Raw genomic sequence first — 12,821 nt, 5'->3', positions numbered from 1 at the left:
CTTGAGGCAATGACAACATGGCATTTTTGGTTAGAATCAGCACTCTTATCTCTAGGTTATGCCAATTAATAGGTGGTATTAGTCTCGTAGTCATCGTTCTTGTCACTATTGCAGACGTAGTAGCACGCTACGTCTTCAAAATGACAGGCGGTGAGTTTGGTTTTACGGTCAAAGGTAGCGTTGAGATTGTCTCTTACTTCATGCTATTTTCCCTGTTGGCCGCTTTTGCAGCTTATGTTGAGCGGTCTCAAATTATCGTTGATGTTTTCACTCAAAAAATGTCCAAGGCTATGAAAGGCTATATGATGGGCGTTTTCATGATCGGCTTTTTCTTCATTGGTCTGGTGTTTACTTGGGGACTATATGAGAGCGTTCATGATGCTATAGAGTTTGGTAAGGTCACTCAAGATCTTAGAATCTCTATGGTACCTATCTACGCGCTGAGTTCATTTTTGAGTTTTTTACTGGCTATTCGCTCGCTAATTGAAGCCATCAACATATTTAGAACAGGCGAATTCTATGACGCCGAGGAGACAGGCGCATGAGTCCAGAAATTATCGGTGCAATTGGTTTAATATGCATGATTCTGCTGGTAGTCGTAAGAGTACCTGTTGCACTTGCAATGTTAGGCGTCGGTTTGGTTGGATTTGGTGCAGTTACCAGTCCTAGTGGCGCTCTACAAATGCTTAAAGACATTCCTGTTGATGTATTAGCAAAATATGACTTTAGCGCTATTCCACTGTTTATTTTGATGGGTGTTTTTGCGACCCATTCAGGTATGGCAAGTAAGTTATTTGACTCTACTAGAGTAATATTCGGTGGTGTACGCGGTAGCCTTGGGATTGCCGGTATTGGATCTTCTGGTATTTTTGCTTCTATATCAGGATCGTCTTTAGCCACAGCCTCTACTATGACTCGCGTGGCTTTGCCGCAAATGGAGAAGTACGGTTATCAGCCTGGTTTTGCTTGCGGTATTTTAGCTGCTGGCGGTACGCTTGGTATTATGATTCCACCAAGTATTGCACTACTGGTCTATGCTATTTTAACCGAGCAATCGGTTGGCGATATGTTTATCGCCGGCTTCTTGCCTGGTATTTTAGGCATGGTGATGTACTCAATAACGGTCATGATTATGGTGCGTTGGAAGCCGCATTTAGCTCAGCGCGGTGAGCGTACGTCATGGAAGGAAAAAATCCTTTCTTTGACAGGTCTTATTCCGTTTGGATTTATATTTGTTGTTATTATTTTTGGTATCTTCTTTGGGTTATTTACACCTACTGAAGGTGCAGCTGTCGGTGCTTTTGTATCTTGGCTCTATGCTGCTGCCAAAGGCATGCGTTTTAAAGGCCTTAAGCAGTCCTTAATTGAGACACTCGCGTTATCAGCCGTTGTGTTCTTTATGCTACTCGGTGCTGAGGCACTTGGGTATTTTATCTCAGTATCGCGATTGTCTTATACCTTAGCGTCTTGGATTGGCGGTTTATCAGTTAGTCCTATGATCGTTCTAATTTGTATTTTGATTATGTACTTCTTGCTAGGCTTATTTATGGACGCCTTAGCAATGCTAGTCATTACTATTCCAGTCGTTTATCCCATTATTTTAGCACTTGGGTTTGATCCGGTATGGTTTGGTATTATTGCGGTATTAACAGTAGAGCTTGGATTGATTACGCCGCCAATGGGTATGAATATCTTTGTGATTAAAGCAGTTGCCCCGCATATCAAGCTTGGTGATATGTTTAAGGGAGTAGCGCCTTTTATTGTCTCAGACGTGATACGTTTGGTGATTTTGGTCGCTTTCCCTGCTATATCCTTAGTCTTACTCAGCTAAAACAGTGATAGCTAAAGCAGTCTAAGGAGAGCCACATCGTTATTATGACGATGTGGCTTTTTTGTGTATGGTGTTTTTGTTGTTTATTGATACAAATTTATAGCGACCTAACAGTAATAGATTTACCAAAAACTTTTACTAATCAAAGTGGCGGATATAGTAGACTGAGCAAAGTTTATGTTTTATCTCTCCCCAAAAGCTGACGAGTAAAGTTATGGCTGTTGATTTTAGTAAAACCTTAATCGTTGCAATATCAGCAACGGCTTTGTTCGATTTGTCAGAGTCTGAGAATCACCTAGCTGATTTATTGCAGCAGTCCCCTAAGAGTGCTATCAGTAAATTTCGCAGCTATATGGCAGCACGCGAGAACAATGATCTGAGTAGAGGGGCAGGATACCCTTTGATTAAAGCGTTACTTAATCTAAATGCATATTGCGATACTGATGCTTTGGTAGATAAGACAATCGAAGCGCCTTTAGTCGAAGTGGTCATCGTATCCAAGAGTAGTCCAGACACGGGAATTCAGGTATTACATGCCATACGTGCACACAAGTTAAATATCTCGCGATCTGCATTTATATCAGGAAGTCCTGTTGCGCCTTATGTTGATGACTTTAAGGTTGATTTATTTTTGACGACCAATCGCGATGATGCGCAGCAAGTGACAGATGCCAATATCTGCGCTTGTGCCATATTAGATGCCACGCCTGTCAATACTTATGAGCTTGATACTGAGCAGTTGCGTATCGCCTTTGATGGGGATGCGGTGTTGTTCGATGATTCAGGCGAGCTATTATACAAACAAAAAGGTCTACGCGCCTTTCATGATCGCGAAGCTAAAATGAGTGATATGCCGATTGAAAAAGGGCCTTATGCTGAGCTACTCATTAAGCTCTCAAAATTACAATCTCGATTGCCTACATTGTTAGAGCATAGCCCTGTAAAAATTGCGCTAGTCACAGCGCGTAATGCGCCTGCCGATCTGCGCGCTATAAAGACGCTAAGAGAGTGGGGTGTCAATGTCGATATGGCGTTTTTTTTGGGTGGATTAAATAAAACTGCTATTCTTAAAACCTTTGCTCCACACATATTTTTTGATGATTCAATCAAGCATATTGATGCCGCGCGGCAGTTTGTACCAACTGCCTTAGTGCCTTATCATTCAAGCTCACTCTTACATAATAATAATTATCTAAAAGAAGTTAGGGATGCATCATCATTACTATTTGAGCCTGTACAACAATCTGTTATGGCAGTTACTCAATAAGTTCTTGTACTATTAAGTTCTTGTACTATTTATGGCAGTAATATTTTGCAAAAGCCTACAAGCAGTAAAGGGGGTTATATGCTCATCACCAGAGAATATATATGAATTGGTCAGCTTTATTTGATTTAATCATTGAAAGACTAAAGCAAGTTTTTGGTCTTTATGCTTTTGTGCTTGTCCCTATGTGGGGTATGTTTTTTTTGAATGAAGTGTTCTTATTTGGATTGTGGAATATCTTTGGTATCGTCCCACGCGCGTTAGATGTCGGTAGTATGATAGGGGTGTTTGCATCATGGACTATGCATGGCAATTTTGCGCATCTACTTGGCAACAGCATAACCTTGCTACAGATTCTGTTCTTATTTGAATTGTTCGAAAATAATGCTTATCGCACGACGATAAAACTCATTATCGCATCAGGAGCTGTGACTTGGATAATAGGATCGCCGTTATCTATCCATATCGGCGCATCAGGACTGTGCTTTGCTATGCTTGGGTACATGATAGGCGGCGCACTGTTTGCACGGCGCTGGGGTTATTTGATAGCTTGTATTGTGATGGGAGCTGGATATTGGCTGACTATAAAACAAGGATTGATGCCGCAAGAGGGCATCTCGTTTGCTGCGCACTTTGGTGGTCTGTGCGCAGGCTTATTGATAGGGGCAAACTCAAAACACGATTATACCGCGTTGACTAGAAGACGCTGATGATCAAAATATTTGCAAAAGAGCCTTCTTACGATATGTATAGGACTATCGACTAGCACCACTATGACATCTCTCTAGCCTTTATTCGTACAGACATTAATGTATAGCAGATCATCGGTTGCAAGCTCTCGCCATGCTGTGGTTTGCTCGACGTATTCTCTTACATCAAGAGTATTACCTTTTTCTGGAATGATATAGTCTGCTCGTGCAGGCGCTGCACAATCAATCACTTGTGGAATCTGTTGTACGCTTCTGCGCCTCTCAAACAAATACAAGTTAACCAAATATATATCTGGATCGTCCACTTGAGCGACAGCATTGCCACTATCTGCTGCTATAAAACGCAGAATATGAGGTTTGATGTAAGACCAGGGACGAAACCATTCTGTACTCTCAGCAGTTTTGACTACCGTCACGCCATCAGGTAGCTTAGCAACTTGCTGCGGATACCAGTTGTACTCTTGGTTTATCTGAAAAGCAAACATACCAATAGCGGCAAATAAAGGAATAAGCCATTTAGGGGCGCGCTTGCCTGCCAGCTTACTCAAGTGAGTTATAATCAGTGCCAACCCAGCCATACCAAAGGCAGCAGCTATGGTAGCAATAAACTCAAAAAGCATAGAATTTCCTTAATACGATAAATAGAATTGTACAATAGCTATAGGCTAAAAAAATCACTCACAAGCAGCTGCTGCCTGTGAGTGATCGTTAGTGTAGCAAATATAGGTCACTGACGTGATGTATACCTAGCGGCTTAGTGGTCAATTGCTCCGCCAGCACCGCGTGGTGAACGTACGCTTTCAACCAATTCTTGGATATGAGCTGGTGGCGGCGCTGTTGCGTAAGAGACTGCAAAGGCTACTGCAAAGTTAATCAATGCACCAATCGCACCAAATGATAGTGGTGAGATACCAAATAACCAGTATTCAGCGGTATCTGGGAAGTTGGCAGTACCGCTAACAAAGAACCAGCCTTTGAATACAAAGATATAGACTAAGGTGCTAATTAGACCTGCAAGCATACCAAAGATTGCGCCTAGGTTATTAATGCGCTTAGAGAAAATACCCATCATAAGTGCTGGGAACAGTGACGCTCCTGCAATACCAAAGGCTAGAGCAACAACTTGAGCGGCAAATCCTGGTGGATTGAGACCGAGCCACGTTGCGACAACAATAGCAACACCCATCGAGATACGTGCAGCTAGTAGCTCACCTTTATCCGTGATGTTTGGATTAAGGTTACGCTTAATCAAATCATGACTGATGGCTGATGAGATAGCAAGCAATAGACCTGCGGCTGTTGATAGTGCTGCAGCCAAACCACCTGCTGCGATAAGACCAATAACCCATGGTGGAAGCTGCGCAATTTCAGGGTTAGCTAGTACTAAGATATCAGCGTTAACGTCAAGCTCATTACCTTCCCAGCCTGCGTCAGTGAAGCGTCCGTCGAGTGCTGCATCTTGTGCGGCGCGAGCGGTATCGACAGCTGCTGTTGCTGCGACTACGTCGCCACCATCAGTCTCTGCTGCAGTCAATGCAAGCTGAGCTGCACCAAGACCGCTATCGTTATAAAGCTGGATACGACCATCGTTGTTAAGATCATTGTACTTGATAAGACCCGTATCTTCCCACGTTTTCATCCAATCAGGACGCTGCTCATAAGTAAGTGCTGGCTGATCTACACCTTGTGGATAAACAGTATCAATGAGGTTCAAACGTGCCATAGCACCAACAGCAGGCGCTGTGAAGTACAAGAGAGAGATAAAGACTAGAGTCCAACCGGCTGTCCAACGTGCATCAGCAACTTTAGGAACCGTGAAGAAGCGAATGATAACGTGCGGTAGACCTGCTGTACCGATCATAAGTGATAAGGTAAATAGCACCATGTTAAGCTTGTTTGGTACATCAGCAGTATAAGCAGTAAATCCAAGGTCAGTGACGACCTGGTTAAGCTTAGTCAAAATAGGCACACCTGATTCAACATGGTTTGAGAACAAACCTAAGCCTGGAATCGGATTGCCAGTCAATTCAAGTGAGATAAAGACTGCTGGGATAGTATAAGCAATCATTAGAACCACATACTGCGCAACCTGCGTGTAGGTAATCCCTTTCATACCACCAAGTACCGCGTAGAAGAAAACAACGACAGCTGCGATAAGTAGACCAGTTGTGTTTTCAACTTCCAAAAAGCGTGAGAAGGCAACACCGGCACCAGTCATCTGACCGATAACGTAAGTGGTTGATGCGACAATCAAACAAACCACGGCAATCATAGCCGCTGTTTTTGAGTAGAAGCGATCGGCGATAAAATCAGGAACCGTAAACTTACCGAACTTACGTAAGTAAGGCGCTAATAGCATAGCGAGTAGAACGTAACCGCCTGTCCAACCCATTAAGTAAGTTGAGGCGCCATAGCCACCTGCAGCAATCAAGCCTGCCATTGAAATAAACGACGCAGCACTCATCCAATCCGCGGCGGTTGCCATACCGTTGACGACAGGGTGAACACCACCGCCTGCAACGTAGAATTCACTGGTCGTTCCAGCACGTGCCCAAATTGCGATACCGAAGTATAGCGCAAAGGATAGGCCTACAAAAATAATGTTAATCGTAAATTGACTCATGCTCTATTCCTCGTCTACGCCATATTGTTTATCTAGCTTATTCATACGCCAAGCGTAAAAGAAAATTAAGATGATAAAGACGCCAATGGATCCTTGTTGAGCAAACCAAAAGCCTAGGTCAGTACCACCAATTTTGATACCAGCCAATAATGGACGTAAAAGAATAGCGAAGCCATAAGATACTAAGGCCCATATAAATAGGCTACCTAGAATAAGACGGACATTGGCACGCCAATAACCCGATGAATCGTTGTGGTTCTCCATAGGACAACTCCTTTTGCCTAACATAAAAACAAGATGTTTGATTAAAAGCTAACCAGTCATTGTGATTTAACATTTATCGCCGCAAGCGATCTGATATTGTCTACATCAAAGCTTTGAGACCTTGTACAGACTGCTAAATCATAATGACCCGAAATACTGCCAATCAATTGTATCAGTGGGGTGAGTAATATTGATACTCTCTATCAGCTCAAAATCACGCTATAAAGAGTATTGATTATAATAGCGGTTAATATACTGCTACTAGTATCGGATAATGTTCCAAATCCAATGTGGATTTCACTATTGGAACAGCAGCCCATCTACTCGCTTGTTAATGACTATACTGGACAGTCATAAACCTATTAGGAATATATACAAAATTGGGTCAATTAACAATAAGTAATTTAAAATTACTTTAACGTAACGAAGTACGTAGTCTGTAAATATACACGGCATAAGAAGCGAAGTATCTGCTCAAAGACCGCTGTACTGTGCTATCAGCTCTAAAGCTATAAAATTAGCTGGCTAAAAATTTTGCAAAAACTGAAATAAATGTTTGTTATTTATTTGGTGAATACTTATACAAATGTAGCCTTTGACAAAAATCTAGCTAGATTTAATGATTTAGCAGAATCTTGTTCTGACTAGATTTATAACGTGCCATGTGTTATGCAGATTACATGTTATTAGTGAATGAATACTTTAAATGAACCATAAAAAAACCGCCCTTAGCATGAAGAGCGGTTTTTTGGTGTTATATAGAGCTAAGATTACATGTTCGGATAGTTTGGACCACCACCGCCTTCAGGTGTTACCCAAGTGATGTTTTGTGACGGATCTTTGATATCGCAAGTCTTACAATGCACGCAGTTTTGCGCATTGATTACGAATTTAGCCCCTTCAGCATCCTTGACTACTTCGTAAACACCAGCTGGACAATATAAACGAGCAGGCTCGGCATACAGAGGTAGATTGATAGAGATAGGCACTGTAGGATCGGTCAGTTTTAAGTGCGCAGGTTGATCTTCAGCGTGGTTAGTATTGGAGATAAATACTGATGATAACTTATCAAATATCAGCTTGCCGTCTGGTTTGGGATACTCTGGCTGGTAAGCATGCGCTGCACGCTCTAGATGGTGATAATCATGCGTGTTATCACGAATAGTCAATGGCATCTTGCCGCGCAAAACGTTCTGATCAATAAAGTTAAACGCGCCGCCCATCCATTGCCCCATACGGTGCATAGCAGGTGAGAAGTTACGCGCTTCATAGTTGTCTTGATAGAGCCATGACTCTTTGTACATAGTGCTATAAGCCACTACTTCATCATGTTGACGACCCTCTTGCACTGCTGCATAGACAGCTTCGGCAGCGAGCATACCTGATTTCATCGAGGTATGGGTACCCTTGATCTTGGCAGGATTCAAGAATCCAGCATCATCACCTGCAAGTACGCCACCTGGGAAGGTAAACTTAGGTAATGAATTCAAACCACCTTTAGTCAAGGCGCGTGCACCATAAGAGATGCGCTCACCGCCTTCTAAAATATTACGTATAAGCGGATGCAGTTTTAGCCGTTGCATCTCATCAAACGGTGACATGTAAGGGTTTGAATACGACAAATCAATGACCATACCGAAGCTGACTTGATTGTTTTCGGCAAAGTACAACCACCAACCACCAGAGGAACCCGTATCATTGAGCGGCCAACCTGAACCATGCAATACAACGCCCTCTTCGTGCTTGTCAGGTTTGATACCCCAAAGCTCTTTGAGACCTATACCATAATGCTGCGGATCAGACTCGTTATCGAGACCAAAACGGCTAATGAGGCGCTTGCCTAAATGACCACGGCTGCCTTCGCTAAAGATAGTGTACTTAGCAAGTAGCTCATAACCAGGCTCAAAGCTTGGTTTGGCCTCGCCATCAGCAGCGACGCCCATATCGCCCGTTAAGATACCTTTAACAGAACCATCATCGTTATACAAAATCTCAGAGGCAGGGAACCCTGGGAACATCATAACTTCAAGCTCTTCTGCTTGCTCAGCGAGCCAGCGCACAACGTTAGCTAATGAGACAATGTAGTTGCCATGATTATGCATACTCGCAGGTACGATAGCGTCAGGCAGCTTGGTTGCTCGCGTGGCAGAACCGAGCATATATACTCGATCTTCAATCGCTGGGACGTTGAGCGGTGCGCCTTTTTCTTTCCAATCAGGGATCAGTTCATCTAAAGCACGCGGTTCGATAACCGCACCTGACAGAATATGTGCGCCAAACTCAGACCCTTTTTCGACGACACAGACCATAAACTCATCATTACCTGCTGCAATGGCTTGCTGACGCAATCGAATAGCGGCTGACAGACCCGCAGGGCCACCGCCGACGACGATGACATCAAACTCCATCGACTCACGTTCAATCTCAGGCTCTTCTTCGATGACTGGCTCTTCAGCAATAGGGTCTTCGACAATGGGCTCAGGCTCTACAGCGACGGGCTCTTCGACAACTTTGTCTTCTACAATGGGTTCTTCATTGACAGCGGGCTCTTTAACATCAGTAATTGGTTCTTCAACAGTTGGCTCAGACGCTGCTTCAACAGGCGCCTGTGCACCTGTTTGTGTCTCCGAAGTCGTCTGTGTATCGACGGCTTCAGCGCTATCCACTTTAGTAGTGTCAAGCGTGGTTGCCTCTGGTGCTTGTGTGTCTATAGTCGCAGGCTGGTCAGTATTGACAGTCTCGGTATCCACAACTGGCGTTTGCTTATCTTGTTCTTGCATAGCTACTCCTGAGTTCTTAATGGCTTATCTATGGACATTACGAGCGTCGCAATTAAATAATAAAGCTTGCAGCACTGTTTAAAGCTGCCCGATAAAAAGGGTCTTTGGGTATCAAGGGACAATCTTATGATCTTAATACTTATCGTTTAAATATCACTATCTAAATAAGAGCGTCCAAAACTAAAATTGGCTTTGAGTTAGTATCCTAGCATCTAAAGATATGCCAATACATGTGACCTAATAAAAACGTTACTCATTATAAAAGAAAAGTCGTACAAACACGATACGCATTTATAACTATCAGTGTTATGGTGAAGTTATTCAATTGGACATCGAGCTGTGCTGTAGCTGTATCATAGCTGAAACTAAAATTGATGACAGCAATACCTATAGCAAACTTTAACGAATTATTAGGAATCTTTGACATGAATAATAATACTAGTGACAACAACACTGACACTGTTAACGGCACTCAGACCATGCAGGATAACGCCTCTAACCTAAATAATATGGAGGCGTTAAGCCAGTATTTAAAGTCAGAAGCAGGAACTCGGCAAGGTAGGGGTATACCGCCACTTGAGAAGTGGCATCCTGAGCAAACGGTCGATATGGACTTAACAATTAAAGCCAATGGAGAGTGGTGGCACGAGGGTGGTCATGTGACCCGAGAGTCATTGGTGAGCTTGTTTGCTACGATTTTATGGGTAGAAGAAAAAGACGGTGATCTAGCTTATTATTTAAAGACACCTGTGCAAAAAATGCGTATTACAGTAGAAGACGTACCGTTATTTATCAATGACATTGGTATTGTTAATGAAGACGGTGAGCAGTGGATTGAATTTGCTACCACAACGGGTGATGTGGTTAGGTTAGACGATGCACATCTGATTACACTTCGTCATTATGAGAGTCAAGATGATGATAGGGCAAATGAGTCAAAGGTGCGTCCTTATATGCCGGTGAGAAATGGCTTGGAGGCGCTCATTGGTCGTAATGCTTTTTATCATCTCGTCGAGATTGGCACTCTGAGTGAGCAAAACGGTGAGACTATCTTAACACTGCAAAGCGGCGGTAAATCCTATGAGCTATCTATGCCATCTGATTAAAGCGACTTGTGAATAAGGCGGTTTGTGATTGGCTATTGGTTAAATGCCGAGGTGATTATATAATTGTCCCTACGTTTATACTTGGTAACTATAACTATGATGACATCATGAGTACTGCTAAACACAAAGAGGCCAGTGCGCCAATCGGCTTGTTCGATTCAGGTATTGGTGGTCTATCCGTCTACTTACATTTGGCTGAGCAACTGCCAAACGAGCGTTATATCTACTACGCTGATACCTTGCATGTGCCTTATGGCAATCGTGATAGCCAAGATATTGAAGCTTTGACACTGACAGCGGTGAAATGGCTGCATCAGCAAGGCTGCAAATTGATCGTTATCGCTTGCAATAGCGCTTCTGCTCATGCCTTGCAAACCGCTCGCTTGCATTACCCAAACCTACCTATTGTCGGTCTTGTGCCAGCGCTTAAGCCTGCAGTTCTAGCCAGCAAAAGTGCTCATGTCGCAGTACTAGCGACCAAAGCGACGCTAGATGGCACTTTACTCAATCAAGTTATTAGTGATATCGCTCTACCTAATCAAACCAAAGTCACTAAGTATTTTGACCCCAATCTCGTCCCTTGGGTTGAGGCTGGCATGCCAGAGGATAGCGTCACCGCTGAGCATTTACGCCATCAGCTTGACGTGTTTGCAGAGCAAGGCGTGGATCAACTGGTCTTAGGCTGCACGCACTATCCGTTTTTTAGAACCTACTTGCAACAGCAAATTGCAGAGCAAAATCTGTCTATACAAATTGTTGACTCAGGGCACGCTGTCGCTGAACGGGTCAAGCAGCTGCTGGCAAGTCATCACCTACTTGCGCCGTCTGCTAGCGTTTTAGCGCCCCAATCATTGAGGGAAGTCGTAGAGTCCTGTCCTATAGACGTTCATACTCAGCGACCCCTTATTTTTTATGCGAGTAAATACGATGACAAGCTTGGGCAACTGATTCAGCGTCTATTAGGCACGCGCGTATTCAAACTGTCACCGCTCATGACGTATCAAGAGCAAAATTTTACTACTATTGATAGTAAATCCAAGGCATCAACCCTAATTTAGTTAAGATAGAGTCTTTAAAGTGACAGTGACGATGATTTTGGCGATAATAAAATTCACACTCAAAAGCGAGTTGTGCTAGGCTACTTACATTCAAAATTGAATATAGTGATGTTAAATGAGCGGTGGTGCCATCGCTGCTAAATATTAGAGGGTATTGTGCCAAATTACCGCTATCACATTCATGTTATACATGCTGACAACGATCAGTCTTTGATTTTAGATAGTGTAGCAATAGCTTTTCAAGAGCGTGCTTTTTTGACTTATGATGTCTCAAGTAAACTGCCAAAAGCCTCTTTATATGGGCGTCAATGCATTGAGGCTTGTGATTATGCGTTAATCATCATCGGTGACAGTTATGGCACCACGCAGCGTACTGGCATCAGTCAGATGCATCTAAGTTATCTAAGCGCCGAGGCTAAGCTAAAGCCGCTACTGATCGTTATAAAGACGCATCATCACGTTATCAGCCTTGAGCCCTCTTTAACAGAGTTTATCCGTACCGTCGAAAAACATGCAAAGTATGTTTATTACTATGATGAAAGTACTTATATTGAGCCGCTGCTGGTACAGGCGCATAATGATATTGTGAATAATCACAAGATCATGGGCAGCTGGACAAAGGCGCGCACGCAATCGCTACCTGAGTATGAGTCTGATATGCAAGCGCCGCGTAAAAGCTCAGTATCTACCAAAAACCAAGACGTTCGCTCTACTACTATCTCCTCTGCAACCGGCCTGAGCCGGCCTATCGTACTGACTGATATTTTTAGTTTTCAGTACAGCGCTCATGCGTATGAAGGCGGTAATCTGACAGAGGTGACCATGCCTATGGCTTTGATGTGGTCTGATATACTCCAAGCCCTTATCAAAATATCGCCAACCTTTTCAAGCTATGGTCTACAAAGCAGTATTAATCGTCTTATTGCTCACAGAGCTGAAAACGATGTCCAGCAGCTTATGCCCAAAGTCCACGCGGTAACTCGCTGTCAAATGACGCAAAATGATCTCAATAGGTTACAGCGGCAATTAGTCGCCGCCAACTGGATTGAGCTGACGACCTTTGGTACCAGGGTCAAGCAAGAGCTTTGGAAGCTTACCTTTTATGCCAAAAGCTTATCTAAAGATCAGCAAGAGCTTGATCACAATCTATAGTGAGTAGCTAAGACTACGTTTTGTAATACAAAG

The 12,821-nt window shown here is 43.3% G+C and carries 11 protein-coding genes; 7 read left to right on the top strand and 4 right to left on the bottom strand.

Annotated elements, in window-relative coordinates:
- Positions 1-17: 17 nt before the first annotated feature.
- The 4 genes from ACR64J_RS11275 (at position 18) to ACR64J_RS11260 (ending at position 3,805) form a co-directional block, all read left to right on the top strand.
- Positions 18-545, top strand: a complete 528-nt coding sequence (locus ACR64J_RS11275; RefSeq protein WP_317200511.1) for a TRAP transporter small permease — start codon at positions 18-20, stop codon at positions 543-545.
- The gene (locus tag ACR64J_RS11270) at positions 542-1,831 is read left to right on the top strand and encodes a TRAP transporter large permease (RefSeq protein ID WP_435949756.1); all 1,290 of its coding nucleotides are present in this window, start codon (positions 542-544) and stop codon (positions 1,829-1,831) included. Before ACR64J_RS11275 ends, ACR64J_RS11270 begins: the two co-directional genes overlap by 4 nt.
- A 214-nt stretch (positions 1,832-2,045) precedes the next feature.
- The gene (locus ACR64J_RS11265; RefSeq protein WP_435949755.1) at positions 2,046-3,098 is read left to right on the top strand and encodes a 5'-nucleotidase; all 1,053 of its coding nucleotides are present in this window, start codon (positions 2,046-2,048) and stop codon (positions 3,096-3,098) included.
- A 101-nt stretch (positions 3,099-3,199) separates the two neighbouring features.
- Positions 3,200-3,805 carry a rhomboid family intramembrane serine protease gene (locus tag ACR64J_RS11260; protein ID WP_435949754.1) on the top strand — a complete coding sequence of 202 codons (606 nt, stop codon included), beginning with the start codon at positions 3,200-3,202 and terminating at the stop codon, positions 3,803-3,805.
- Between the two features lie 74 nt (positions 3,806-3,879).
- Here the strand turns inward: ACR64J_RS11260 and ACR64J_RS11255 are convergent, their stop codons facing one another.
- The 4 genes from ACR64J_RS11255 to ACR64J_RS11240 all read right to left on the bottom strand — a co-directional run bounded on the left by ACR64J_RS11255 (position 3,880) and on the right by ACR64J_RS11240 (position 9,100).
- On the bottom strand, positions 3,880-4,425 hold the full coding sequence (locus ACR64J_RS11255; protein ID WP_317200515.1) for a hypothetical protein: 546 nt from the start codon (positions 4,423-4,425) through the stop codon (positions 3,880-3,882).
- A gap of 134 nt (positions 4,426-4,559) precedes the next feature.
- Positions 4,560-6,428 carry a sodium:solute symporter family protein gene (locus ACR64J_RS11250; RefSeq protein WP_435949753.1) on the bottom strand — a complete coding sequence of 623 codons (1,869 nt, stop codon included), beginning with the start codon at positions 6,426-6,428 and terminating at the stop codon, positions 4,560-4,562.
- 3 nt (positions 6,429-6,431) lie between these two features.
- The gene (locus tag ACR64J_RS11245; protein WP_317200517.1) at positions 6,432-6,692 is read right to left on the bottom strand and encodes a DUF4212 domain-containing protein; all 261 of its coding nucleotides are present in this window, start codon (positions 6,690-6,692) and stop codon (positions 6,432-6,434) included.
- Positions 6,693-7,462: 770 nt separating this feature from the next.
- The gene (locus ACR64J_RS11240; RefSeq protein WP_435951071.1) at positions 7,463-9,100 is read right to left on the bottom strand and encodes an electron transfer flavoprotein-ubiquinone oxidoreductase; all 1,638 of its coding nucleotides are present in this window, start codon (positions 9,098-9,100) and stop codon (positions 7,463-7,465) included.
- Between the two features lie 797 nt (positions 9,101-9,897).
- Between ACR64J_RS11240 and ACR64J_RS11235 the strand changes: the two genes are divergently transcribed.
- From ACR64J_RS11235 to ACR64J_RS11225, 3 genes are all read left to right on the top strand, one after another.
- Entirely contained in the window at positions 9,898-10,578 is a 681-nt protein-coding gene (locus tag ACR64J_RS11235) for a DUF1285 domain-containing protein (protein ID WP_435949752.1), read from the top strand.
- Positions 10,579-10,685: 107 nt separating this feature from the next.
- Complete coding sequence (gene murI / locus ACR64J_RS11230; RefSeq protein WP_317200519.1) at positions 10,686-11,636, top strand: glutamate racemase; 951 nt, start codon at positions 10,686-10,688, stop codon at positions 11,634-11,636.
- A 156-nt stretch (positions 11,637-11,792) separates the two neighbouring features.
- Positions 11,793-12,788, top strand: coding sequence for a DUF4062 domain-containing protein (locus ACR64J_RS11225; RefSeq protein ID WP_435949751.1), 996 nt, complete (start codon positions 11,793-11,795; stop codon positions 12,786-12,788).
- Positions 12,789-12,821: the final 33 nt, after the last annotated feature.

This window comes from Psychrobacter sp. DM8, assembly GCF_051307025.1.
Taxonomy (GTDB): Bacteria; Pseudomonadota; Gammaproteobacteria; order Pseudomonadales; family Moraxellaceae; genus Psychrobacter.
The sequence above is the reverse complement of the archived record's forward strand: the minus strand, read 5'-3'. Positions and strand labels throughout refer to the sequence as shown.